This window comes from Agreia sp. Leaf283, assembly GCF_001422485.1.
Taxonomy (GTDB): Bacteria; Actinomycetota; Actinomycetes; order Actinomycetales; family Microbacteriaceae; genus Agreia.
Genome location: NZ_LMNF01000002.1, coordinates 901,513 through 924,834, shown reverse-complemented (window position 1 = coordinate 924,834; position 23,322 = coordinate 901,513). Strand labels below are relative to the sequence as shown.

The window sequence follows — 23,322 nt, the reverse complement described above, 5'->3', positions numbered from 1 at the left end:
GGTTGGCTGAATCGTCTGAGACGTGGGGGAGAGTATGCCGGTCGTCCGCCATCGCTTGACGGATATCGACGCCGAAAACCGCAAAGCGGTCTGCTCGGTATGCGGCGAGACGCGCATCCGGTATCGCGAGAACGGGCGCTCCGAATGCATGACGGTGCGGAACGCGAACAAGTTCGGTGCCGGCAATCGCGATGAGCAATTGCGCCGCCGCCGCTTGAGAGAGCGGTACAAGCTCACGACGGAGGAGTTCGACGAACTCCGGGAAACCCAGGCGGGCCGCTGTGCGATCTGCCGCAAGGAGGACAGCTCCGAATCGAGTCTCGTGGTCGACCACGACCATCGCACCGGACGTGTGCGCGGGCTCCTCTGCAACGGCTGCAACGTCGGACTGGGATTCCTCCAGGACGATCACGAGGTGCTGACGGCAGCCGCGGCCTACCTCGTCGACTTCTCTCGTCAGGCGTCGTCGGACTGATCCGTTCTCGTGCCTTCCAGCGGCAGGATGAGGTGCCCGTACTTCGCTCCACGAAAGCGCGTGGTCCGGCGAGGAGGAAGGCCTCGTCGTTCACGATCGGCGGCCCACTCCTCCAGCGAGAGGTCGCGCTTGTCGGCGTTGCACTCCCCACACGCCGGCAGAAGGTTTCCGTAGTCGTTCCGGCCGCCGCGACTGATCGAATAGACGTGATCGGGTTGGATCTCCGTGCGCGACGTCGCTGTCGAACAGTAGGCGCACCGTCTGCCGAATTCGCTCCACAGGCGGATGAGCTCGGCACGAGAGAATTCGCCGTTGACCCGATGACTGCGCGCTCGGCGCCGCATCTCCTTCGCCTGCCACTTGCACGACATGGAGCAGTACCTGGCGCTCCGACGGATTCGAGTGCCGTTCTCGCCGCACCAGACGCAGATCAGCTCCACCACAGAAACAGCCCCCGACGATCCCACTCGTGACCACCGCGAAACGGTGCACCACATAACCTAGCGGCTTGCGCCGAATGCCGAGCAGGCGTTATGGTTTCTAAATTGGTCAACCGGTTGTTAGGGGTTCGCTGTCCGCCGGGGCAGGAGCGCAGTCGGAGTTGACGTGACAAAGGAGTTATCCATGACAACCTCCCGCGCCGAGACGCACGTCTCGGCAATCGAGAAGTCGACCATCAAGAAGGTCGCGTGGCGGCTCGTTCCGTTCGTGGCCTTTATGTTCTTCATCAACTACCTCGATCGATCCGCCATCGGTTTCGCCGCGCCGAACGGAATGAACGACGACCTGGCCCTGACCGTCACCCAGGTCGGATTCGCCTCGGGCGTCTTCTTCATCGGGTACATCCTGCTCGAGGTCCCATCGAACCTGGCGCTCGCCCGCTTCGGTGCGCGCCGCTGGCTCTCGCGCATCATGGTCACGTGGGGAATCGTCGCGGTTCTCTTCACCTGGGTCGGCAACTTCGAGCAGCTCGCCATCCTGCGTTTCGTTCTCGGTGTGGCCGAGGCCGGATTCTTCCCCGGCGCCATCCTGTTCCTCAGCCTGTGGGTGCCCGCGCGTCACCGAGGCAAGATCCTCGCGCTCTTCTACTTGGCCCAGCCCCTGACGACCGTCATCGGAGCCCCGCTGGCCGGCCTGCTCATCGGCGCCCACGGACTCTTCGGCCTCGAGGGCTGGCGCGTCATGTTCCTCGGAGTCGGACTGCCGGCCATCATCATCGGCGTCGTCGCCTGGTTCTACCTCAAGGACAAGCCCAGCGATGCCAAGTGGCTCACCAAGGAGGAGCAGGTCTGGCTCACCGAGGAGCTCGCCGCCGAGAAGACCAAGACCGAATCGATGCAGGCCGTCACCGCGGGCAAGCAGCGCGGCGGTTTCATGCAGGCCTTCACGAGCGGTCGCGTCTGGATTCTCGCTTTCATCTACTTCGGCTTCATCTACGGTCTCTACACCCTGGCGTTCTTCCTGCCGACGATCATCAACGGCTTCCAGGAGCTCTACGGTACCGAGTACAACGTCTTCGAGAAGGGTCTCATCACGGCCGTCCCCTACATCCCGGCCGCCATCGCGCTCTGGCTGTGGACCAAGGACGTCTCGAAGCGCGGACTGAAGACGTGGCACATCGCAGGCCCGGCGGTCGTCGGCGCCCTCACGATTCCCCTGGCCCTGTTCGCCGGGTCGCCCGTGGCCACGATCGCCGTCATCGCGATCACCGCCATGGCCATCTTCGCCGTGCTGCCGAACTTCTGGACGCTGCCCACCCAGTTCCTCACCGGCGTCGCCGCCGCAGCGGGTGTCGCCCTGATCAACACCGTCGGAAACCTTGCCGGATTCGGCGCCCCGTACATCACGGGCGCCGTCGCCGACCTCACCAAGGACTCGTCGGGAGAACCGCAGTACTTCGTGCCGATGGCGATCGTGGGCTTCTTCCTGCTGCTCTCCGCCGTGCTGATGGTCGTGCTCTCGTACCGGGGCAAGAAGGACGGTTCCTTCAACCCCGACGCGAAGGCGCCGGCGATCGTCCACTGACCGCCGATACGACTTTCGACACCCCAGGAGATCTCAGATGACTCGCCTTTTCAATGATCCGACCGAGTTCGCCGACGAGATGATCGACGGCTTCGTGGCCGCGAACGCGAACCAGGTGCGCCGGGTCGCGGGCGGCGTGGTGCGCAGCACCCGCACACCCGAAGGAACCGTCGCACTCGTCGTCGGCGGCGGTTCGGGCCACTACCCGGCATTCGGCGGCATAGTCGGCCAGGGCCTCGCCCACGGCGCCGCTATGGGCAACCTGTTCGCGTCGCCCTCGGCTCAGCAGGTCGAATCTGTGGCGCTCGCCGCCAACCGCGGAGGGGGAGTGCTGCTCAGCTTCGGAAACTACGCCGGAGACGTGCTGCACTTCACCCAGGCCGAGCAGAAGCTGAACGCCGCAGGCATCCAGACGCGCCACGTTGCGGTGACCGACGACATCTCGTCTGCTCCAGCGGCCGAGAAGCACAAGCGCCGCGGCATCGCGGGCGACCTCACGGTGTTCAAGTCGGCCGCGGCCGCGGCCGAGGAGGGCTATTCGCTCGACGAGGTGGTTCGTGTCGCCGAGCTGGCGAACGAGCGCACCCGTTCCTTCGGCGTCGCCTTCTCGGGCTGCACCCTTCCCGGTGCCGACGCGCCCCTCTTCACGGTTCCCGACGGTCGCATGGCCGTGGGAATGGGCATCCACGGCGAGCCGGGAATCGACGAGACCGACGTGCCCACGGCCGACGGTCTCGCGGAGCTGTTCGTCGAGTCGCTGCTCGCGGAGCTGCCCGAGGGCATCTCGTCGGCCCGGGGCCAGCGGGTCGGCGTGATCCTCAACGGCCTCGGCTCGGTGAAGTACGAGGAGCTCTTCGTCGTGTACCGACGCATCGCCGCGCTGCTGGCGGAGGCCGGCCTCGAGGTCGTCGACCCCGAGGTGGGCGAGCTCGTCACCAGCTTCGACATGGCGGGGGCCTCCCTCACGCTGTTCTGGCTCGACGACGAACTCGAACGCTTCTGGCGTGCACCGGCCGACACCCCGGCCTACCGCAAGGGTTCGGTGGCGGCCGTGCAGCAGCTCGATCCCAGCGAGATCGAGGCCGCGCAGGCCGTCGTGATCCCCGAGGCCGACGTTGATTCGAGACAGGCGGCGGCTGTCGTCGTTGAGGCGATCGAGGCGATCGCCAGCGTCGTCGACGCCAACGCCGACGAGCTGGGCCGCATCGACGCGGTCGCCGGCGACGGCGACCACGGCATCGGGATGCAACGGGGCGCGCGGGCGGCATCGGCTGCGGCATCCGAGGCGCTCGCCCTGGGTGCCGGCGCGAAGACCCTGCTCGAGCTGTCGGCGAACGCCTGGGCCAACAAGGCCGGCGGAACGTCGGGAGCGCTGTGGGGCGTCGCCCTGTCGGCGGTCGGCGACGCGCTGGGCGACGAGGGCAGGCCGACGGCCGAGTCCGTGTCTGCCGGAGTCGCGGCCGCGGTCGGCGGCATCATGTCGTTCGGCAAGGCCGAGGTGGGCGACAAGACGATGGTCGACGCCCTCGTGCCCTTCCGCGACACCCTCCAGAGCGGAATCGACGGCGGAGCCTCGCTTGCCGTCGCCTGGCAGAGCGCGGCCGACGCCGCCTCGGCTGCCGCGACCGCCACGGCCGATCTGCTGCCCCGCATGGGCCGCGCCCGTCCGCACGCGGAGAAGAGCCTCGGAACCCCCGACGCCGGAGCGTACTCGTTCGGCCTCATCGTGCAATCCATCGCCGCCGTCCTGGCCGGCACCTCTGAAGGAGAGAAATGACTGACAAGCTCCGTATCGTCATCGGCTGCGATGACGCGGGATTCGACTACAAGGAGATCCTGAAGAAGGACCTCGAGGCGAGCGACCTCGTAGAGAGCGTCACCGACATCGGTGTCGACGCCGACGGGCACACCGCCTACCCGAAGATCGGCGTCGCGGCCGGCGAGCTCGTCGCTTCCGGCGAGGCCGACCGCGCGCTCCTCTTCTGCGGCACGGGAATCGGTGTCGCCATGGCCGCCGGCAAGGTCGCGGGAATCCGCGCATCCGTCGCCCATGACAGCTTCTCGGTCGAGCGACTGATTCTCAGCAACAACGCGCAGGTGCTCACCATGGGTCAGCGCGTCATCGGCATCGAGCTCGCCCGCCGCCTCGTGCGCGAGTGGCTGACGTACCGCTTCGACGAGTCCAGTGCCAGCGCCGAGAAGGTCGCCGTGCTCTCGGAGTACGAGGCCACGGGCTCCTGCTGATGACCACCCCCACCCTCGTCGGCGTGAGCCTGAAGATGTATTTCGGGCACGCGCAGACGCTCGACTGGATCTCGAAGGTCGGCGACCTCGCGCGCCGCCACCCCGCGGTGCAGAACGGCTCGGTCGAGGTCTTCGTGATTCCCGGCTTCGTGTCGCTCGCTCAGAGCGTCGGCGTTCTCGAGGGCACCCCCGTGCTCGTCGGCGCCCAGGACCTGGCGACGGAGGACGCGGGAGCGTTCACCGGCGAGGTCAGCGGCGTCGAGCTCGCCGAGGTCGGCGCACGGGTCGTCGAGGTGGGCCACGCGGAGCGTCGCGCCCTGTTCGGCGAGACCGACGAGATCGTGGCCGCGAAGACGTCGGCGGCGCTGCGCAACGGCCTCGCCCCCGTGCTCTGCGTCGGCGAGAAGACGCGCACCTCTGCCAAGGACGCCGCCGCGGAGTGCCTGCGCCAGCTCGACTCGGCGCTCGACGGCGCGCCCGCGGGTCGCGTGATCGTGGCCTACGAGCCCGTCTGGGCGATCGGTGCGGCGGTGCCCGCGGAACCCGCGTATGTGCGGGCCGTCTGCGCCCTGCTCCACGCAGCCGTGGCAGATCGGCCCGACAGCGCCGTGATCTACGGCGGCAGCGCCGGCCCCGGCCTGCTGGCCGAGCTCGGCGACGAGGTCGACGGCATCTTCCTCGGTCGGTTCGCCCACGACACGGATGCGTTGGGGCGCGTTCTCGACGAAGCGGGGGCCCGGCGATGATCGGCCTCGGCTCCTACGCGTTCTTCTGGCAGCATTCCGAGCTCGCGCCGCGCCGACTCGACGCCTTCGACATGCTGCGCCGCACAGCGGAACTGAACGCCGAGCTGTTCCAGTTCTGCGACTACGCACCCATCGAAGACCTGACGCGCGACGAGCTCGCGCGCCTGTCCGATCTGGCCCACGAGCTGGGGATCACGCTCGAGCTCGGCACGAAGGGCGTGACGCCCGACCACCTCGAGAAGTATCTCGACCTCGCGAACGCGCTCGGCGCATCCACCGTGCGCAGCATGCTCTACTCGCCCACGTCGCGACCCACCCTCACCGAGGCCGAGTCGCAGCTGCGACAGGTTCTCGGTGCCTACGACGACGCCGGCGTCGACCTGGCCCTCGAGACCTACGAGCAGGTCTCGTCGACCGACCTCGTCGGGCTCGTCGAGCAGGTGGCGCATTCCCGGCTCGGCATATGCCTCGATCCGGCGAACAGCGTGGCTGCTCTCGAGAACCCGCGCGACGTGATCGCCCGCACCGCGCCCTACGTCAAGAACATCCACGTGAAGGACTTCGCCTTCACCCGGCGCGGCGGCTGGGTGGGCTTCACTCTCGAGGGGGCCCTGCTCGGCACGGGCCTCCTCGACTACGACTACCTGCTCGAGACCGTTCGCCCGAACGAACGCGGCATCAACCAGGTGATCGAACACTGGCTTCCCCTCGCCGACACCATCGACGAGACGGTGCAGCTGGAGAACGACTGGAACGACCACAACCTCGCATATCTAAGGAGCAAGAATGTCTACTGACAACCTCACCATCGCCGTCATCGGCGCCGGCGGCAAGATGGGCATGCGCGTGTCCAACAACCTCGTCAAGACCGACTACACCGTGTACTACAGCGAGGTCTCGCCCGCAGGGCAGGAGCGCGTCACCGCGACCGGACGCGTGCTCACCGACACCCCCACCGCCGTTGCGGACGCCGATGTCGTCGTGCTCGCCGTTCCCGACCTCGCACTGAAGGCCGTCTCGGCCGACGTGGTTCCGCAGATGAAGAGCGGCGCCGTGGTGCTCACCCTCGACCCCGCCGCCGCCTACGCGGGTCTGCTGACCCGTCGCGACGACGTGATCGAGGCCGTGACGCACCCGTGCCACCCGTCGATCTTCGTCGAGCGCCACACGCCCGAGGAGTACGCCGACACCTTCGGCGGAATCGCAGCCCTGCAGGACGCGATCGCCGCGATCGAGAGCGACGACGAGTCGAAGAAGGCCCAGGTCGAGCAGGTCGTGCGCGCGATCTTCGCCCCGGTGCAGGACGTGCACTGGACGACCGTGAAGCAGCTCGCCCAGCTCGAGCCCACCCTGGTGGAGACGATCGCCTGCATGATCGGCGCGCTGCTCAAGGAGTCGCTCGACGAGGCCGTGAACACGATGGGCGTTCCCGAGCCCGCCGCGCGCGCCATCCTGCTCGGCCACACGCAGGTCGCCCTGGCGAACACGCTCAAGGGTGACAACCCCTTCTCGGATGCCTGCCTGATCGCCATGGACTACGGCCGCGGCGCCATCATCAAGGAGGACTGGAAGAAGGTCTTCAGCGACGAGGAGCTCGACAAGAACCTCGCGAAGATGCTGCACCTCGACAAGATCGAGCGCTAAGCGGTCCCGTTCCCTGAGCCTGTCGAAGGGGGTCGATGGGCTCAGGGGTCGGATGTCGTTCCCTGAGCCCGTCGTTCCCTGAGCCTGTCGAAGGGCATCCTCGCCTGTCGTACTTGTTAGGCTTACCTAAGTTCGTCTCGAAGTTAGGTCGTGCCATGTCCCTCACCGCCCCCGCCGGAGCCCGAAAGCCGCGTACCCAGATCACGTTCTCGGTCGTTCGCACGCACCGGCTCGCTCCCCATCTCGTCCGCGTGGTTCTCGGAGGCTCTGGCTTCGACGAGTTCGTGAGCAACGACAAGACCGACAAGTACGTGAAGATGCTGTTCACCGATGTCGACGGTCACCAGGTCACCCGCACCTACACCGTGCGAGAAGTGAACGAGGTCGACAAGACGATCTCGATCGACTTCGTCGTGCACGGAGACGAGGGCCTCGCTGGACCCTGGGCGGCCGCCGCGAAGCCCGGCGACGTGGCCAGCGTCTCCGGCCCCGGCGGGGGATACGCTCCCGATCCCACGGCCGACTGGCACCTGTTCGCGGGCGACGAGTCGGCGCTCCCCGCCATCGCGTCGGCTCTGGATGCCCTTCCCGCGACCGCGCGCGGTGTCGCGTTCGTCGAGACCTACACCGAGGCGGACGCCATCGAACTGCGAGCACCCGAGGGCGTCGAGGTGCGCTGGCTGCTGCGCCGCGACGCGCACGCGGGGGAGACGACCCTGCTCGCCGACGCCGTCGCCGATCACGACTGGGCCGAGGGTCGCGTACAGGTCTTCGCCCACGGGGAGCGCGGAGCCATGAAGCAGCTCCGCGATGTCTTCAAGGAACGCGGCGTCACGCGCACGCAGCTGTCGCTCTCGGGCTACTGGGCGTTCGGACGCACCGAGGATCGCTTCCAGGCGGAGAAGCGCGAGCCCGTCGGCGTCATCGAGCCCATCTCCGATTGAGTCCGCGCGTTCCAAAACGATCGCGGTGGTTCGCGGGTCATCGGGCACAATGATCGTATGAATCGTGCCCAGCGCAGAGCGCCTCTCGTCGTCATCGCCACGGTTCTGCTCGTCGGCCTCAGCGCCTGCGTTCCGGCGCCCGAGCCCGCGCCGACGGTCACGGTCACCCAGAGCGCGCCTGCGGTCACCATCACTCCGACGCCTACGCCGACCCCGACACCCACACCGACTGCGGCTGCCGAGCCCGAGCCGGCTCCTGCTCCCGAACCGCCTGCGCCTCCCGTCTCACCCAACGCCATGGGTGGGCAGACCGACGGAGGGAACACGGCGACGACGCCGTGGGTCAGCGACTCGGGTCCGCAGCAGTTCGCCATGGGGCCGGCGGTCGCGCTGAACGACTACGAATACAGCTACACGGTCGCCAGTCAAGACCAGGTGCTGGCGATCGCTTCGCGCTTCAACCTGCAGGTCGACGATGTGGTCCGCGTGAACTTCCGCTGCTCGGACTATCTCGAGGTGCAGCCGGGCGACGTCCTCGACATCCGCTGGCCCGTCGATTCCGAGCAGATCGGCGGAGGCTGCTGACCAGCCCTGCCCTGGTTGGCTGGTCCAGCAGGGGCCGCGAGGAACGAGCACCGTACCCCATTCCGCGCCGGTCGAGTAGGCCGCCTGCGGCCGTATCGAGACCCGTTCCCTGAGCCTGTCGAAGGGCACGCCGGTCCCGACCCCGCTCCGCCCCTTGCGCCGGTCGAGTAGGCCGCCCACGGCCGTATCGAGACCCGCTCCCTGAGCCTGTCGAAGGGCACCCGCGTTCGGAAGAGACCTCGTTCCCTGAGCTTGTCGAAGGGCGCCCCACCAACCCGACGACTTCTCCTCCACAGTCCACCCCTCACGACACTTATCCACACCCGTTTACCCTGATCAAGTATCGAATGCAGGTTCCGACCCGATGTCGGCGGTCACTGTTTGACTTGTCCCATGACACCCCCACCCCCGCCCCTCTCGGCCGACCCGTACGTGGTCGCGCTCGATGAGGTCGCCGCCCTCGACACGCAGATAGCCCGCCTATCCGCGGTCAGGGCCAGACGCGTCACCAAAGCCGCCCGCCAGCTCCACCGGCAAGCACCCGTTGACACGTCCACCGCCGGTCCGGTCTGGTCTACCGCCCGGGTCGAACGCATCGAACTCGTCACTGAGCTCGCGCTCCTGACCCGCCGCACCGAGTACCGCACCGCCACGCTGGTTGATACCAGTACAGCCCTCGTCGACCGCCTCCCGGCGACCCTGGCCGCGCTTTCTTCTGGGCGACTGTCGTGGGAGCACGCCGAGGTCATCGCGAAGCACGCCGATGGCCTCGAGGGCGACGCACTGGATACCTACGACGCCCGCCTGGCGGTGCTCGCGGCGGAGGTGAACCCTAAGCAGCTCGAGAAGAAAGCCCGCCACGAAGTCGAACTCGCCCAACCCACCACTGCCGTCGAACGGGCAGAGAAGGCAGCGGGCACGCGACGTATCTATGTGGATCCGGCCGCGGACGGCATGGCCCAACTCACCCTCCTCGCCCCGGCACCGGAGATCCACGCCATCGCAGACCGCGCCGTACGCCTGGCTGCGGGACTCAAGACTGCAGGTGATCCGCGCAGCATGGGGCACCTGAAGGTCGATGTCCTCACCGACCTGCTCCTCAACGGGGAAACCTCCATCCCCGGAGCCACCCGGGGTATCCGCGGCAGGGTGCATGTCATGGTTCCCGCGATGACACTCCTCGGCGTGGGTGACGAGGCGGCGATCCTCCGCGGCTACGGACCCATCGACCCCGCCACCGCCGCCCAACTGACCGCGGATGCGACATCGTGGCGGCGCATCCTGACAGACCCCATCACGGGACGCATCCTCACCACCGACCCGCGGGACTACCGGCCCACCGCAGCGATGATCGACCACGCCCGACTCGTCCACCCGGAATGCGTGTTCCCGGGATGCACGGTCCCATCCGAGCAAGCCGACATGGATCACACGGAGGACCACGCCTACGGCGGCGGCACCATCCCGGAGAACCTCGCACCCCTGAGCGCCGGACATCATCGGGTGAAGCACCACACGAGGTGGCAGTTCATCCAGAACGGAGACGACACCCTCACCGCCACCTCACCCGCAGGACACATCTATACAGTCCACCCAGAAGGCAAGATGAGGCCCGCACCACAGGCACTCATCAAGGCCGCCACACAGAACATGACGACCCCGGAGGAGGACCTCGCCGACTGCCCCTTCTAACCAATCCCGGGGTCTCGATACGGCCGCGGGCGGCCTACTCGACCAACGCAGGGGAGACGAGAACCGCGCCGTTCCCTGAGCCTGTCGAAGGGCGTCCCACTCGTCGGACGCAGGGTCGACGAGAGCGCCTCCGCCGAGCGTCGACAATGCAGCGCGCCCGGATTCCGCACAGTGCTACCCGAGGAGTAGCCGCGACCGACACTCACCCCTGCGCCGATCGAGTAGCGGCGCGAGGAACGAGCATCGCGTATCGAGATCACCCCGCAGACCAATCCGATCCGAACGCCCGAGCGGGCACGTTCGGCGCTTTCGCGCGCCCCGAAACACCCTTGAACACCGGGTTGACGCCGGCCGGCGTCAGCGGTTCGTGCGAGACAGGTTGAGAACCTCGCCGGTGAAGGCGTGCGAGTCCTCGGGGTTCGGCGAGCGTCGCGGGTTCAGATAGAAGAGGTCGTCGAGGGCGACGCCGAAGCGATCCGCCACGGCGGCGAGCGTGTCACCCTGAGCGACGGTGTACGTAGCCGGCTCTGCGCCGGCGAGCGTCACGGTGCCCATGGCGCCCGTGGCCGGTCCGGAGTCGACGACCTCGAGGCCGGGGCGCAGATCGGGTGTGCTCCACACGAGGGGAGCGTGCGAGAGCAGGGGGATGGGGCAGGCCTTGTCTGGGGCGGCCCCAGAAGCTGCGCGCGTGACGACGACCTCGCGGATGAACGAGAGATCGCCCTGGCCGATTCCGTCGCTGCCGCCGATGGGAAACACCAGGGGAACCGACGGATCGTGACCCTGCTCCGCCTGGCCGAGGCCGAAACGCCAGTCGGAGTCGAGACATTGCTCGTCGGCGGAGAGGGCGTCGGCCGTGAGTGTGAACTGCACGGCAGAGGAATCCGGCACCACCAGATCGGTCACGACGAGCTCGAAGATGCCGGCGTCGTTCACCCGGATCGACACAGACCCGGTCACGGCTGCCGTGTCGACGAATGCACCGGTGGCGGCCGTGGTGCCGGGGGCGATCACGGGGCGCGAGTCCTCGGCGGCCGCGCCATCCTGGGTCGTACCCGTCTCGCTCGGGGCCGGTGCGCCGTCGGCCGAGCATCCGGCCAGAAGCAGAATGCCGAGCGCCATGGCCAGAGGGCCGACTCCTCGTGTCATAGCGCAAGTATGCCTCGCCCCGACCCTCGCGCGCACCGCCCACGTGCAGCATCGGCGAGCCCGCTGCCGGTATCGTTGAGGCGACGCACACCGCACCGCGGACGACGATGGACGTCGCGCCGCAGCCAGAAAACGGAGCAGAGCATTGACCGATTCCCACCTGGCCATCGTGATCCTGGCTGCAGGCCAGGGCACGCGCATGAAGTCCGCCAAGCCCAAGCTGCTGCACACCCTCGCGGGCATCCCGATCGTGAGCCATGTGCTCGCCACCGCCCGTGAAATGGATGCCGCATACACGGTCGCCGTCGTTCGTCACGAGCGCGATCAGCTGGCCGAGGTGATCGACGAGCAGCTGCCCGGCGGAATGATCGTCGACCAGGACGAGGTTCCCGGAACGGGTCGAGCGGTCGAACAGGCCGTCGCCGCCCTTCCTGCCGACTTCACCGGCGAGGTCCTCGTCGTCAACGGCGATGTGCCCCTGCTCGACGCGGCGACGCTCACGGCGCTCATCGAGTCGCACCGTGCCGGTTCGTCGTCGGCGACGCTGTTGTCGGCCTTCCTCGACGACGCCACGGGCTACGGTCGCATCGTTCGCGACGACGACGGTCGACTGCAGAGCATCGTCGAGCACCGCGACGCATCCGAGTCCGAACTCGCCATCGCCGAGATCAATGCGGGCGTCTACCTCTTCGGGCTGTCCGAGCTGCGCGACACGCTCGCCTCGCTCGACACCCAGAACTCGCAGGGCGAGAAGTACCTCACCGACGTCGTCGGCCTGCTTCGTGCGGCCGGCTCGGAGGTCGCCGCCGTCCCTGTCTCGGAACCCTGGCTGGTCGAGGGCATCAACGATCGTGCGCAGTTGAGCGTGGCCGCCGCCAAGCTCAACGCGCTCATCGTGCGCGGCTGGCAGCTGGCGGGCGTGACCGTGCACGACCCGGCCACCACCTGGATCGACCTCAAGGCGACCATCGCCAACGATGTCGAGATTCTTCCCGGAACGCAGATCCGGGGCGCGACCGTTATCGCGACCGGGGCGATCGTCGGCCCCGATACCACCCTGCTCGACTGCGAGATCGGTGAGGGCGCCGAGGTGAAACGAACGGATGCGACCCTGTCGGTCATCGGTGCCGGTGCCAGCGTCGGCCCCTTCGCCTACCTGCGCCCGAACACGATCCTCGAGGCCGGAGGCAAGATCGGCACATTCGTCGAGACGAAGAACTCGACCATCGGGGCGGGCAGCAAGGTTCCGCACCTCTCGTATATCGGCGACACCACGGTCGGTGTCGCGTCGAACGTGGGCGCGGGCACGATCACCGCGAACTACGACGGGGTGAACAAGAACAAGACGATCGTCGGATCGCACGTGCGCACCGGGTCGCACAACGTGTTCGTCGCCCCCGTTAGAATTGGCGACGGAGCGTACACAGGTGCGGGAACGGTCGTCCGAAAAGACGTGCCGGCCGGAGCGCTGGCAATCAACGTCGCTCCGCAGCGGAACCTCGAGGGCTGGGTCGCCACGAACCGACCGGGAACAGCTGCGGCGATCGCGGCAGACGGCGATGCATCTGAACAGAGTGCGTCAGAACAGAGTGGAGACTAATTTGTCGGACATCACCTCCACCGGGGAGAAGCGCCTTCTGGTCGCATCCGGACGCGCCCACCCGCAGCTGGCGATCGATGTCGCGGCCGCACTCGGCACCGACCTGCTTCCGACCGACGCCCGCACCTTCGCCAACGGCGAGCTCTACGTGCGCTACGACGAGAGCGTGCGAGGCGCCGACGTCTTCGTCATCCAATCGCACAGTGCGCCCATCAACGAGTGGCTCATGGAGCAGCTCATCATGGTCGACGCCCTGAAGCGCGCATCCGCCAAGCGCATCACCGTCGTCGCCCCCTTCTACCCCTATGCGCGGCAAGACAAGAAGGGTCGCGGGCGTGAGCCCATCTCGGCCCGACTCGTAGCCGACCTGTTCAAGGCCGCCGGCGCCGACCGCATCATGTCGGTCGACCTGCACGCCGCCCAGATCCAGGGATTCTTCGACGGCCCCGTCGACCACCTCTTCGCGATGCCCGTTCTGATGGCGCACATGCGCACCGAGCTCGACCCGTCGACCCTCACCGTGGTCTCGCCCGACATGGGGCGCGTGCGCGTCGCCGACATCTGGAGCGACAAGCTCGGCGCGCCTCTGGCCATCATCCACAAGCGCCGCGATCCACTCGTGCCCAACCAGGTCTCGGTTCACGAGATCGTCGGCGATGTCAGCGGGCGTGTCTGCCTGCTGGTCGACGACCTCATCGACACCGGACGCACGATCGTCGCGGCATCGGAGGCCTTGAAGAAGGCCGGCGCGCTCAGTGTCGTCGTCGCGGCCACCCACGCGGTGTTCTCCGACCCGGCCACCGAGATCCTGCAGTCGGACTTCATCGACTCGGTCGTCGTCACCGACACGCTTCCCCTGTCTCTCGACAAGCGTTTCGACAAGCTGACGATCCTTCCGATCGCTCCGCTGATCGCGCGAGCCATCCACGAGGTCTTCGAAGACGGCTCCGTCACGAGCATGTTCGACGGGGACGCCTGAGCTCGATTCGAGCGTAGGCTTTCACGCATGGATTACACACCCGCGGCCGGCACCATCACCATGTTCTCCACGTCGTGGTGCGGTTACTGTGCACGCCTGAAGAGCCAGCTCGACAAGCAGGGCATCGGCTACACCGAGGTCAACATCGAAGAGGTCGACGGCACCGCCGAACTGGTGGCATCGTTCAACGGCGGCAACCAGACGGTTCCGACGGTGATCTTCCCCGACGGCTCCAGCGCCACGAACCCGTCGGCCCGAGAGGTCGCGACCCGCCTCAGCTGACCTGGCCCGGCTCCGGCCGGGTGGGAATGGCGGGGAAGAGCCCGAGCGGCGCGACATTGCGGTCGCCGCCGTAGGCTCCCACCGTGTAGCACTGCCAGCCCAGGCCGCCGTCGCCGAACAGCTCGAAGTGGGCAGACGACCCCTGGGTCGTGGGGTCCTGGTACGGGGCGATGATGGCGCACGCCCGCTCCGCTGTGGCGTGGCTGAAACTCGCGGTCGTGAGAATGCCGGGGAGCACGAGACAGACCAGACCGACGATGACGACGATGCGCATCGCCCGGCGCATGCGCTCGCTTCTGAGGGGCCGATCGCCATGCGGCACGTACCCCTCGAGTTCCGGTTCGTCTGAGTACGAGGACATATCGCCTCCAGTCTTGCACTCCGAGCGGCTTCGTTCCCTGAGCCTGTCGAAGGGGGCCCTTCGACAGGCTCAGGGAACGACAGGTGCTAGTGCGAGGAGCCCTCGGACTCGATCTCGGTGCGGTCGCCCGACCAGAGGGTGTGGAACGTGCCCTCCTTGTCGATGCGCTTGTAGGTGTGCGCCCCGAAGAAGTCGCGCTGGCCCTGAACGATCGACGCCGGAAGACGGTCTGCACGAAGCCCGTCGTAGTAGGCGAGCGACGACGAGAACGCGGGGGTCGGGATTCCGGCCTGCACGGCGCTCACGACGACCCGGCGCCAGGCATCCTGCGTGCCGGCGATCGCCTCGGTGAAGTACGGCGCGGTGACCAGGGCGACCAGGCCCGGGTTCTCGGCGTACGCCTCGGTGATGCGGTTGAGGAAGCGGGCGCGGATGATGCAGCCGCCGCGCCAGATCTTCGCGATCTCGCCCTTCTTGATGTCCCAGCCGTAGTGCTCGGCACCGGCGACGATGGCGTCGAAGCCCTGCGAGTAGGCGATGATCTTCGACGCGTAGAGCGCCTTGCGCACGTCTTCGATGAAGCCGGCCGGGTCGTCGACGGCGACCGTCTCGCTCGGGCCGGGCAGGTCGCTGGATGCGGCGCGCTGGGCGGGCTTGGACGACAGGGCGCGGGCGAAGACGGCTTCGGCGATGCCCGAAACGGGGATGCCGAGGTCGAGCGCGGTCTGCACGGTCCAGACTCCGGTTCCCTTCGAGCCGGCCTGGTCGAGGATCACGTCGACGAGCGGGCGGCCCGTCTCGGCGTCGACCTGGCGCAGCACCTCGGCGGTGATCTCGATGAGGTAGCTCTCGAGCTCGCCCTTGTTCCACTCGGCGAAGACGTCGGCGATCTGGGCGGGGGTGTAGCCCGTTCCGCGGCGGATCAGGTCGTAGGCCTCGGCGATGAGCTGCATGTCGGCGTACTCGATGCCGTTGTGGATCATCTTGACGAAATGCCCCGCACCGTCGGTGCCGACGTGGGTCACGCAGGGCTCGCCCTCGGCGACGGCCGCGATCGACGCGAGGATCGGGCCGAGCGTCTCATAGGCCTCGGCGGACCCGCCGGGCATGATGCTCGGTCCGTTGAGCGCGCCCTCCTCGCCGCCGGAGATGCCTGCGCCGACGAAGTTGATGCCGCGCTCGCGAACGGCCTTCTCGCGACGGATGGTGTCGGTGAAGAGCGCGTTTCCGCCGTCGACGATGATGTCGCCCTCTTCGAAGAGGTCGGAGAGCTGGCTGATGACGGCGTCGGTGCCCTTGCCTGCCTGCACCATGATGATCGCGGTGCGCGGCTTCTGCAGTGAGGCCACGAATTCCTCGATCGTCTTCGACGCGACGAATTCGGCCTCGGGGTGCTCCGAGGTGAGCAGGTCGGTGCGCTCGGGGGAGCGGTTGTACACGGCGACCGTGTTGCCCTCGCGGCTGGCGAGGTTGCGGGCGAGGTTGGACCCCATCACGGCGAGGCCGACCACGCCGATGTTGGCGGTGGCCGTCGAACTTGAAGTGTCTGACACTGTCTGGTCTCCTAGGTGTTGGTCTGTGTTCTACAGCGTAGCTAACGGGGTTGGTCGAGGTCTTCGATATACCGGTGAATGACGGCGAGGTCGTCGTCGCCGAGACCCGCTGCGACGAGGCCGTCGAACTGGGAGCGGAGCGCATCCAGAATCGGCGTCGTCGTGGCCGTCTCGACGGCCGCGGCGTGGGCGAATGACAGGTCTTTGACCATGAAGCGGGCGACGCCCGAAGGCGAGTAGTCGCGTGCGACGAGCCTGTCTTTCTTGGTCTCGAGCACGCGACTGCCCGCGTAGCCGCCCTGCAGGAGTGTCAGGAGAGTGTCGAGGTCGAGGCCCGATCGTTCGGCGATGACGCTGGCCTCGCTGACGGCGGCCATCGTCGCGGCCACGATCAGCTGGTTGCATGCCTTGGCGATGTCGCCGGAGCCGAGCGGGCCGAGGTGCACAGGCGTTCCGCAGGCTGCGAGAACCGGCAGGGCGATGGCGACATCGCCGTCGGCGCCGCCGACCATGATCGACAGTGTTGCCGCAGATGCGCCCTCCGTTCCGCCAGAGACGGGAGCGTCGACGACGCGCATCCGACCGTCGGTCCGCTCGCGCAGTCGTTCGTCGGTCGAGCGGATGCCCGTGGGCGAGACCGAGGAGCAGACGACCACCACGCACTCGGTGTCGGCCACGGCGACGCCGTTGTCGCCGAGGAGAAGCTCGTCGACCTGGGGGAGATCGGGGACCATGAGGATGACGACGTCGCTGGCCTCGGCCAGCTGGGCGGGAGTCTCGGCCCAGGTCGCGCCGGCGGCGAGAACATCGGCGGCCCGATCCTTCGACCGGCCGGTCACGGAGACCCGGTCGGGGAAGGCCGCGATGAGGTTCAGGGCCATGGGCGTTCCCATGTTGCCGAGCCCGATCATGCCGATAGATGGGTGTGCGGGGGAGGAAGCCTCATGCGCCATTGACATGCGACCAGCATATAGAACACTGTTCACTGGAGTGAATAGCCGGGTAGACTGATCTCGACCAGTTTACGGATTTCTAAGGACGACGACGTGACCCGAGAAGACCAGCGACTCCGCGTGGTGGCGGCGACCCCGATCAGCGAAGAGCTCATCGAGATGGTCGTTTCGCGAGAACCGCGCATCGACTTCATCCGCGACCAGGCCCTACTGCCTCCGATGCGCTTCGCCGGAGACCATTCAGGAGACCCCGCGTTCGAGCGCACTCCCGACCAGCAGGCACGGTTCGAGGAGCTGATCGACAGTGCCGAGGTGCTCTACGGCCTGCCTGACGAGTCGGCCACCGCGCTCAAGCGAGCGGCCGATTCGAACCCCGGTCTGCGCTGGGTGCAGGGGATGCCCGCCGGTGTGGGCGCCCAGGTGAAGAAGGCGGGTCTGACGGAGGAACAGCTCGAGCGCGTGGCCGTCACCTCATCTGCCGGGGTGCACGTCGGACCCCTCGCCGAGTTCGCCCTGTTCGGACTGCTCGCCGGGGCGAAGACACTCCCGCGCCTGCAGCAGCAGCAGCGCGAGCACCGCTGGACCGGCCGGTGGAACATGAAGCACCTCGGCCAGCAGACCATCCTCGTCGTGGGGCTGGGAAGCATCGGTCGCGAGACCGCCCGAAAACTGAAGGCGCTCGGCGCGACCGTGGTCGGAACGAGCAGGCACAGCACGCCGGTGGAGGGTGTCGACGAGCTCGTGAGCACCGACGACCTCGCGGATGTCGTGTCACGGGTCGACGGGATCGTCGTGACGCTGCCGGGCACGGCGGCCACGGAGAAGATGATCGACGCGCGGGTTCTGGCGAACGTGGTGCCGGGAACGACGCTGGTCAACGTAGGTCGAGGAACGGTCATCGACGAGGAGGCGCTTGTCGCCGCCCTCGACGACGGCCGCATCGGCTTCGCCGCTCTCGATGTATTCGCGTCCGAGCCTCTCTCCGCCCAGAGCCCGCTCTGGGATTCGCCGCATGTGCTCGTCAGTCCGCATACGGCGGCCCTCAATTCGGAGGAGGACAGGCTGATCGCCGAGCTCTTCGCCGAGAACGCGCGACGCTACCTCGACGGTGAGGAACTCATCAACCGGGTTGATACGGTCGAGTTCTACTAACCGACGGCTCGGGCCGAGAGGGAGACGATGGCGGTTCCAGACATCGACGCCGACAAGGGTGCACTCGCCCCCGCTGTCGTGAAGGCGGTCAAGATCCTCGATCTGCTGGCCGAGACGCCGGGGCGTGCGCGGGCACTCAGCGATATCGCGCGGGAACTCGGCATCGCCAAGTCGTCGACCTCGAACCTGTGCGCCTCTCTCGAGGAAGGCGGCCTGGTGCGCCGCACCGAGGGGGGTTTTCTGCTCGGTCGTCGCGCGGTCGAGTTGGGCAGCGCCTATCTCGCCGGGTTCGACCAGATTCGCGAGTTCTATCGCATCTGCGAGGAATCCGAGGTGCTGCGCACGCAGCTCGTGCAGATTGCGATGCTCGACGGGGTGAGGGTGCTGTACCTCGCCGTCTACGAGGGGCGCGAACGTTTTCCTCTGTCGGCGAGCGTCGGAGACCGGTATCCGGCTTCGGCGACCGCCGTCGGCACCGCGTTGCTGTCCGAACTCGATCCTGCGCGCATCGAGGCGCTCTTCCGGGAGCCGAGTCATCTCGTGACCCTGACGAATCGTTCCACCGCCGACTTGGCGTCGCTCCAGGCGAAGCTCGAGGAGACGCGAGCGCAGGGGTATGCCGTCGACGACGGCGAAGTGCACCTCAGCGTGCTCGGACTGGCCGTGCTCATCCCCTCGAGCCGGGTGGGTGAGCCCTCATTCAGTATCGGTGCCTCGCTCGTGCACCCGGGGGACACCGAGCAGCTGCGCTCCGAGGTTCTCGACGCCCTGCGCGCCGCCGCAGACGAGTTGACGAGGCCGCTCCTCGTCGTGTGACTCGTAGGGCAGCGCATCGGAAAATGACCCGAATTTAGTTCGTTCAGAATGTTGAACTCCGTTCAGCATGGTGTTAGCGTCGGTCTCGTCGGGCAGAGCAGCCCGGGCAAGGGGAACGACCGTGACGACGAACCAACCATCCACACCCGCCAGGGCATCAGACGACCCGGACTACGCGGCGAATCTTCGGCGGGCCACCCTCGCCTCCAGTGTCGGCAGTGCTCTCGAGTACTACGACTTCGCGCTGTACGGTCTGGCCTCGGCGCTCATCTTCTCGAAGGTCTTCTTCACAGACCTCGACCCGGCCGCCGGCCTCGTGGCCAGCTTCGCCACGTTCGGAGTCGGCTTCATCGCCCGTCCGCTCGGAGGCATCTTCTTCGGAACCATCGGAGACAGGCTCGGCCGCAAGTGGGTGCTGCTGGTCACCATCGCGCTGATGGGCGGGGCATCCACGCTCGTGGGCGCGCTGCCGACCTACGACCAGATCGGGCTCTGGGCCCCGGCACTGCTCGTGCTCATGCGCCTGCTGCAGGGATTCGGCGCAGGCGCCGAACAGGCAGGAGCAACCGTGCTGATGGCCGAGTACGCGCCCGTGCGTCGTCGCGGATTCTTCGCCGCCCTGCCGTTCATCGGCATCCAGGCGGGCACGCTGCTCGCAGCGGGTGTCTTCGTGTATCTCGGCACGCTGCCCACCGAGGTGCTGCTCGCCGGTGTGTGGCGCATCCCGTTCCTGGCATCGATCGTGCTGATCGGCGTCGCGCTGTTCATTCGGCTCCGCCTGCGAGAGAGCCCGACGTTCGTGCAGCTCGAGAAGCAGGACCAGGTCGCGGACAGCCCCCTCAAGGAGATCTTCACCAGTTCCTTCCCCAACGTGCTTCGCGGCATCGGACTGCGCATGGCCGAGAACGGCGGCTCCTACCTCTTCAATACGCTGGCTGTGAGCTTCGTCGTCGGCACCATCGGCGTCGGCGCGTGGATCGGCCCGCTGGCCGTCGCTGTGGGATCGCTCGTCGGCATCGTCTCGGTGCCGTTCGCCGGTCACCTCTCCGACCGTTTCGGTCGACTGCCCGTCTACCGGTTCGGCGCGCTGTTCCTTCTGGTGCTCGCCTTCCCCGGCTGGTGGCTGCTGTCGCTGGGCAATCCCGTCATCGTGATCGTGGTGATCGCCGTGGCCATCGGATTCGGTGTGAACACGATGCTCGGATCGCAGTGTGCGCTGCTGCCCGAACTGTTCGGCAACCGGCACCGGTACATCGGCGTCGCCACATCGCGCGAACTGAGCGCTGTCCTCGCCGGCGGACTGGCTCCCGTTCTCGGCGCGTGGTTCATCGGAATCTCCGGCGGCGCGTGGTGGCCCCTGGCGACCTACGTGTTCGTGCTCGCCGCGATCACGTTCGCCACCACATTCATCGTGCCGGAGACCCGCGGTCGCGACCTGACCTCGCTGCAGGATGCGTCGCTCGACACGGACGAGGACGTACGCACCCGCCCCACCGCCATCGTCTCGCGAAAGGAATACCTTGCCCGTGCCTCGCGCTGAGACAGACCTCTTCGACCTCACGGGGCGCACCGCCCTCGTCACCGGATCGAGCCGCGGAATCGGCCTGACGCTCGCTGGCGGCCTGGCGGCTGCGGGCGCGCGGGTCGTGCTGCACGGTCGCGACCAGAAGACGCTCGACGCCGCTCGGCTATCGGTGCTGGATGCCGCCGACGCCGAGATCGGCACCGCCACGTTCGACGTCACCGATCCGGACGCCGTCGACTCGGGCATCACGCGCATCGAACAGGAGATGGGCGATATCGACATCCTCGTCAACAACGCGGGTATCCAGCGCCGGGCGCCCTTCACGGAGTTCGGCCTCGGCGACTGGAACGACCTGGTCGCCACCAACCTGTCGAGCGCGTTCTTCGTGGGCCAGCGGGTCGCGCGGGGCATGGTGCTCCGCGGATCGGGGAAGATCGTGAACATCGGCTCGGTGCAATCGCAGCTCGGTCGTCCCGGCATCGCCGCCTACGCGGCGACCAAGGGTGGCATAGCAATGCTGACCAAGGGCATGTGCGCCGATCTCGGCCCCAGCGGCATCCAGGTCAACGCGCTGGCGCCCGGCTACTTCGCGACGGAGCTCACGCAGGCGCTCGTCGACGACGAAGCGTTCAGTGCGTGGGTGAAGACGCGCACCCCGGCGGGGCGATGGGGCGACACCCGAGACCTCGTGGGCACCCTCGTGTTTCTCTCTTCACGCGCCTCGGACTTCGTCAACGGCCAGGTCGTCTACGTCGACGGCGGAATGACGGCGGTCGTCTGATGCGGATCGCGCGACTCCAGACATCCGCCGGTCCGAGCTACGCCGTGGCCGATGCGACCGGCTGGCAGCACATCGTCGATCCCTTCGCCGATCGACTGCAGTACACCGGCGCCTCGACGGCCTTCGACGACGCCGTACTGCTCGCTCCGGCCGACCCGCGCGTTCTGCTCGGCATCGCGCAGAACAAGGGCAACAACGACCACGTGCTGCCGATCCAGGCCTGGTACAAGTCGCCGCACAGCGTCACCGGCCCGGAAGCCCGCGTCGCGATCGTGCGCGACGTCGGTACCGTGAATATCGAGGGAGAGCTCGCCGTGGTGATCGGTCGTCACGCCTCCAAGCTCACCGCGGAGAACGCCCTCGATGCGGTCCTCGGCTACACGATCGCCAACGACGTCACCAACGTCGACCAGGTTCCGATCGACGAGAAGAACTTCCAGAGCAAGAGCGGGGCGAACTACACCCCGCTCGGGCCGTGGATCGAGACGGACATCGCCGACCCCGAGTCCGTTCCCACCGAGGTGGCGATCAACGGCGTCGTGCTCGCGGAGTCGGGCTCGTTCAACCTCGGTTCGACCGTGGTGCAGACCCTCGTCTACGTGACCGGTTGGCTCGACCTCGAGGCGGGCGACGTCATCATGACGGGCGCGCCGCGGACATTCCTTCCCGTCGTGCCCGGCGACCGGGTCGACATCAGCCTCGGGGGGATCGGAACCCTCAGCAGCACGATCGTCTAGGAGAAGCACCCGATGACCACCACCACAGCAGCACGTGCGGCCGAGGAGTCGACCGCGGTCGGCGTCGTGGCGCATGCCAAGGACGATCTGCGGGTCGAGAGCGTGGAGGTGCCGACACCCCGGGCAGACCAGGCCGTCGTCGACATCGCCTACGGCGGCATCTGCGGCTCCGATCTGCACTACTGGCTGCACGGCGCGGCCGGAGAGTCGATCCTCAGGCGCCCCATGCTGCTGGGGCACGAGGTCGTGGGCACGGTGCGCATCGCCGCCGCAGACGGCAGCGGTCCCGCGGCGGGCACTCCCGTCGCTGTGCACCCGGCCACGCCGGGTGCGGGCGACGGCTCGCGCTATCCAGAAGACCGTCCCAATCTGTCGCCGGGGTGCACCTACCTGGGCAGCGCGGCGAGAGATCCGCATACCGACGGCGCCTTCGCCTCGCGCGTCGTGCTCGACAGCCGGATGCTTCGTGCGCTTCCCGAGGGCCTGTCACTGCGAGACGCGGCCCTGGTCGAGCCCGCCAGTGTGGCCTGGCACGCGGTGACGCGGGCGGGTGACGTTCGGGGCAAACGGGTACTGGTGATCGGAAGCGGCCCGATCGGAACCCTCATCGTCGCGGTCCTGAAACGTGCCGGCGCTGCCGAGATCATCGCGACCGACATGTTCGACGGACCATTGGCCGTCGCATCCGCCGTGGGAGCGCACAAGACGATCCTGGCGACGGATGCCGACGCGATCGCCGCGGTCGACGCCGACATCGCCCTCGAGTCGTCCGGCAGCCACCGCGGCCTCGCCTCCGCCGTGCGCGGGGTGACCCGGGGCGGACGCGTCGTGATGGTCGGGCTGCTGCCATCCGGTGAACAGCCCGCACTCATCTCGATCGCGATCACACGGGAACTCGAGCTCGTCGGGTCGTTCCGATTCAACGACGAGATCGACGACGTGATCGCCGCGCTCGCGGACGGTTCGCTGCAGGTGAGCCCGGTCGTCACCCACGAGTTCGCGGTCGAGGACTCCCTGCGGGCCTTCGAGGTCGCACGGGACTCTGCGGTGTCGGGAAAAGTGCTGCTGACGTTCTGACA

General features: G+C 67.6%; 24 protein-coding genes. 19 read left to right on the top strand and 5 right to left on the bottom strand.

All coding sequences use genetic code 11. The features are described 5' to 3' along the window. Positions 1–34 precede the first annotated feature (34 nt). Positions 35–475, top strand: a complete 441-nt coding sequence (locus ASF51_RS13155; RefSeq protein WP_082479876.1) for an endonuclease VII domain-containing protein — start codon at positions 35–37, stop codon at positions 473–475. On the opposite strand, the gene ASF51_RS19710 is transcribed toward ASF51_RS13155, so the two are convergent. Continuing rightward, a complete protein-coding gene (locus tag ASF51_RS19710; RefSeq protein ID WP_369797317.1) occupies positions 457–819 on the bottom strand; it encodes an HNH endonuclease in 363 nt (120 codons plus the stop codon). The genes ASF51_RS13155 and ASF51_RS19710 overlap by 19 nt on opposite strands. A gap of 280 nt (positions 820–1,099) precedes the next feature. Between ASF51_RS19710 and ASF51_RS13145 the strand changes: the two genes are divergently transcribed. From ASF51_RS13145 to ASF51_RS13105, 9 genes are all read left to right on the top strand, one after another. After that, positions 1,100–2,500, top strand: a complete 1,401-nt coding sequence (locus tag ASF51_RS13145) for an MFS transporter (RefSeq protein ID WP_055930353.1) — start codon at positions 1,100–1,102, stop codon at positions 2,498–2,500. Between the two features lie 37 nt (positions 2,501–2,537). Further along, positions 2,538–4,277 (top strand): dihydroxyacetone kinase family protein, encoded by a 1,740-nt coding sequence (locus ASF51_RS13140; protein ID WP_055930350.1) that lies wholly within the window; start codon positions 2,538–2,540, stop codon positions 4,275–4,277. Further along, complete coding sequence (locus tag ASF51_RS13135) at positions 4,274–4,744, top strand: ribose-5-phosphate isomerase (RefSeq protein WP_055930347.1); 471 nt, start codon at positions 4,274–4,276, stop codon at positions 4,742–4,744. Before ASF51_RS13140 ends, ASF51_RS13135 begins: the two co-directional genes overlap by 4 nt. Next, positions 4,744–5,490 (top strand): triose-phosphate isomerase family protein, encoded by a 747-nt coding sequence (locus tag ASF51_RS13130; RefSeq protein WP_055930344.1) that lies wholly within the window; start codon positions 4,744–4,746, stop codon positions 5,488–5,490. Before ASF51_RS13135 ends, ASF51_RS13130 begins: the two co-directional genes overlap by 1 nt. Beyond that, positions 5,487–6,287, top strand: a complete 801-nt coding sequence (locus tag ASF51_RS13125; RefSeq protein WP_055930341.1) for a sugar phosphate isomerase/epimerase — start codon at positions 5,487–5,489, stop codon at positions 6,285–6,287. The genes ASF51_RS13130 and ASF51_RS13125 overlap by 4 nt, the downstream gene beginning before the upstream one ends. Beyond that, positions 6,277–7,134, top strand: a complete 858-nt coding sequence (locus ASF51_RS13120; protein WP_055930338.1) for a phosphogluconate dehydrogenase C-terminal domain-containing protein — start codon at positions 6,277–6,279, stop codon at positions 7,132–7,134. The genes ASF51_RS13125 and ASF51_RS13120 overlap by 11 nt, the downstream gene beginning before the upstream one ends. A 155-nt stretch (positions 7,135–7,289) precedes the next feature. Next, positions 7,290–8,078, top strand: coding sequence for a siderophore-interacting protein (locus ASF51_RS13115; protein WP_055930335.1), 789 nt, complete (start codon positions 7,290–7,292; stop codon positions 8,076–8,078). 57 nt (positions 8,079–8,135) lie between these two features. Continuing rightward, the gene (locus ASF51_RS19155) at positions 8,136–8,663 is read left to right on the top strand and encodes a hypothetical protein (RefSeq protein WP_055930332.1); all 528 of its coding nucleotides are present in this window, start codon (positions 8,136–8,138) and stop codon (positions 8,661–8,663) included. 393 nt (positions 8,664–9,056) lie between these two features. Further along, positions 9,057–10,355 (top strand): HNH endonuclease signature motif containing protein, encoded by a 1,299-nt coding sequence (locus ASF51_RS13105; protein WP_055930323.1) that lies wholly within the window; start codon positions 9,057–9,059, stop codon positions 10,353–10,355. A 357-nt stretch (positions 10,356–10,712) separates the two neighbouring features. On the opposite strand, the gene ASF51_RS13100 is transcribed toward ASF51_RS13105, so the two are convergent. Then, entirely contained in the window at positions 10,713–11,504 is a 792-nt protein-coding gene (locus ASF51_RS13100) for a LysM domain-containing protein (RefSeq protein WP_162236960.1), read from the bottom strand. Between the two features lie 145 nt (positions 11,505–11,649). On the opposite strand from ASF51_RS13100, the gene glmU reads away from it, so the two are divergent. The 3 genes from glmU to ASF51_RS13085 are packed head-to-tail and all read left to right on the top strand — an operon-like array spanning position 11,650 to position 14,365. Then, complete coding sequence (glmU, locus tag ASF51_RS13095) at positions 11,650–13,104, top strand: bifunctional UDP-N-acetylglucosamine diphosphorylase/glucosamine-1-phosphate N-acetyltransferase GlmU (RefSeq protein WP_055930317.1); 1,455 nt, start codon at positions 11,650–11,652, stop codon at positions 13,102–13,104. A gap of 1 nt (position 13,105) precedes the next feature. Continuing rightward, positions 13,106–14,083 (top strand): ribose-phosphate diphosphokinase, encoded by a 978-nt coding sequence (locus ASF51_RS13090; protein WP_055930314.1) that lies wholly within the window; start codon positions 13,106–13,108, stop codon positions 14,081–14,083. 27 nt (positions 14,084–14,110) lie between these two features. Beyond that, the gene (locus ASF51_RS13085) at positions 14,111–14,365 is read left to right on the top strand and encodes a mycoredoxin (protein WP_055930311.1); all 255 of its coding nucleotides are present in this window, start codon (positions 14,111–14,113) and stop codon (positions 14,363–14,365) included. On the opposite strand, the gene ASF51_RS13080 is transcribed toward ASF51_RS13085, so the two are convergent. From ASF51_RS13080 to ASF51_RS13070, 3 genes are all read right to left on the bottom strand, one after another. Next, positions 14,358–14,726 (bottom strand): hypothetical protein, encoded by a 369-nt coding sequence (locus ASF51_RS13080; protein ID WP_055930308.1) that lies wholly within the window; start codon positions 14,724–14,726, stop codon positions 14,358–14,360. The two genes, ASF51_RS13085 and ASF51_RS13080, sit on opposite strands and share 8 nt — an antisense overlap. An 86-nt stretch (positions 14,727–14,812) precedes the next feature. Continuing rightward, positions 14,813–16,219, bottom strand: a complete 1,407-nt coding sequence (gndA, locus tag ASF51_RS13075) for an NADP-dependent phosphogluconate dehydrogenase (RefSeq protein ID WP_055930897.1) — start codon at positions 16,217–16,219, stop codon at positions 14,813–14,815. A 101-nt stretch (positions 16,220–16,320) separates the two neighbouring features. Then, complete coding sequence (locus tag ASF51_RS13070) at positions 16,321–17,238, bottom strand: NAD(P)-dependent oxidoreductase (protein WP_235497236.1); 918 nt, start codon at positions 17,236–17,238, stop codon at positions 16,321–16,323. Positions 17,239–17,325: 87 nt separating this feature from the next. Here ASF51_RS13070 and ASF51_RS13065 point away from each other — a divergent pair, with 87 nt between their 5' ends. From ASF51_RS13065 to ASF51_RS13040, 6 genes are all read left to right on the top strand, one after another. Next, positions 17,326–18,384, top strand: coding sequence for a D-2-hydroxyacid dehydrogenase (locus tag ASF51_RS13065; protein ID WP_235497235.1), 1,059 nt, complete (start codon positions 17,326–17,328; stop codon positions 18,382–18,384). A 27-nt stretch (positions 18,385–18,411) separates the two neighbouring features. Continuing rightward, positions 18,412–19,200, top strand: a complete 789-nt coding sequence (locus ASF51_RS13060; protein ID WP_055930302.1) for an IclR family transcriptional regulator — start codon at positions 18,412–18,414, stop codon at positions 19,198–19,200. A 121-nt stretch (positions 19,201–19,321) separates the two neighbouring features. After that, complete coding sequence (locus tag ASF51_RS13055) at positions 19,322–20,740, top strand: MFS transporter (protein ID WP_055930299.1); 1,419 nt, start codon at positions 19,322–19,324, stop codon at positions 20,738–20,740. Then, positions 20,727–21,506 carry an SDR family oxidoreductase gene (locus ASF51_RS13050; protein WP_055930296.1) on the top strand — a complete coding sequence of 260 codons (780 nt, stop codon included), beginning with the start codon at positions 20,727–20,729 and terminating at the stop codon, positions 21,504–21,506. Before ASF51_RS13055 ends, ASF51_RS13050 begins: the two co-directional genes overlap by 14 nt. Beyond that, positions 21,506–22,243, top strand: a complete 738-nt coding sequence (locus tag ASF51_RS13045; protein ID WP_055930293.1) for a fumarylacetoacetate hydrolase family protein — start codon at positions 21,506–21,508, stop codon at positions 22,241–22,243. Before ASF51_RS13050 ends, ASF51_RS13045 begins: the two co-directional genes overlap by 1 nt. A gap of 12 nt (positions 22,244–22,255) precedes the next feature. Next, entirely contained in the window at positions 22,256–23,320 is a 1,065-nt protein-coding gene (locus ASF51_RS13040; RefSeq protein ID WP_055930290.1) for an L-idonate 5-dehydrogenase, read from the top strand. Positions 23,321–23,322 lie beyond the last annotated feature (2 nt).

Excerpts from the sequence above, each read along its gene's own strand:
- ASF51_RS13155 (WP_082479876.1), top strand. The coding sequence starts at position 35 with ATGCCGGTCGTCCGCCATCGCTTGACGGATATCGACGCCGAAAACCGC.
- ASF51_RS19710 (WP_369797317.1), bottom strand. The coding sequence starts at position 819 with ATGCGGCGCCGAGCGCGCAGTCATCGGGTCAACGGCGAATTCTCTCGT.
- ASF51_RS13145 (WP_055930353.1), top strand. The coding sequence starts at position 1,100 with ATGACAACCTCCCGCGCCGAGACGCACGTCTCGGCAATCGAGAAGTCG.
- ASF51_RS13140 (WP_055930350.1), top strand. The coding sequence starts at position 2,538 with ATGACTCGCCTTTTCAATGATCCGACCGAGTTCGCCGACGAGATGATC.
- ASF51_RS13135 (WP_055930347.1), top strand. The coding sequence starts at position 4,274 with ATGACTGACAAGCTCCGTATCGTCATCGGCTGCGATGACGCGGGATTC.
- ASF51_RS13130 (WP_055930344.1), top strand. The coding sequence starts at position 4,744 with ATGACCACCCCCACCCTCGTCGGCGTGAGCCTGAAGATGTATTTCGGG.
- ASF51_RS13125 (WP_055930341.1), top strand. The coding sequence starts at position 5,487 with ATGATCGGCCTCGGCTCCTACGCGTTCTTCTGGCAGCATTCCGAGCTC.
- ASF51_RS13120 (WP_055930338.1), top strand. The coding sequence starts at position 6,277 with ATGTCTACTGACAACCTCACCATCGCCGTCATCGGCGCCGGCGGCAAG.
- ASF51_RS13115 (WP_055930335.1), top strand. The coding sequence starts at position 7,290 with ATGTCCCTCACCGCCCCCGCCGGAGCCCGAAAGCCGCGTACCCAGATC.
- ASF51_RS19155 (WP_055930332.1), top strand. The coding sequence starts at position 8,136 with ATGAATCGTGCCCAGCGCAGAGCGCCTCTCGTCGTCATCGCCACGGTT.
- ASF51_RS13105 (WP_055930323.1), top strand. The coding sequence starts at position 9,057 with ATGACACCCCCACCCCCGCCCCTCTCGGCCGACCCGTACGTGGTCGCG.
- ASF51_RS13100 (WP_162236960.1), bottom strand. The coding sequence starts at position 11,504 with ATGACACGAGGAGTCGGCCCTCTGGCCATGGCGCTCGGCATTCTGCTT.
- ASF51_RS13085 (WP_055930311.1), top strand. The coding sequence starts at position 14,111 with ATGGATTACACACCCGCGGCCGGCACCATCACCATGTTCTCCACGTCG.
- ASF51_RS13080 (WP_055930308.1), bottom strand. The coding sequence starts at position 14,726 with ATGTCCTCGTACTCAGACGAACCGGAACTCGAGGGGTACGTGCCGCAT.
- gndA (WP_055930897.1), bottom strand. The coding sequence starts at position 16,219 with ATGGGGTCCAACCTCGCCCGCAACCTCGCCAGCCGCGAGGGCAACACG.
- ASF51_RS13070 (WP_235497236.1), bottom strand. The coding sequence starts at position 17,238 with ATGTCAATGGCGCATGAGGCTTCCTCCCCCGCACACCCATCTATCGGC.
- ASF51_RS13060 (WP_055930302.1), top strand. The coding sequence starts at position 18,412 with ATGGCGGTTCCAGACATCGACGCCGACAAGGGTGCACTCGCCCCCGCT.
- ASF51_RS13045 (WP_055930293.1), top strand. The coding sequence starts at position 21,506 with ATGCGGATCGCGCGACTCCAGACATCCGCCGGTCCGAGCTACGCCGTG.
- ASF51_RS13040 (WP_055930290.1), top strand. The coding sequence starts at position 22,256 with ATGACCACCACCACAGCAGCACGTGCGGCCGAGGAGTCGACCGCGGTC.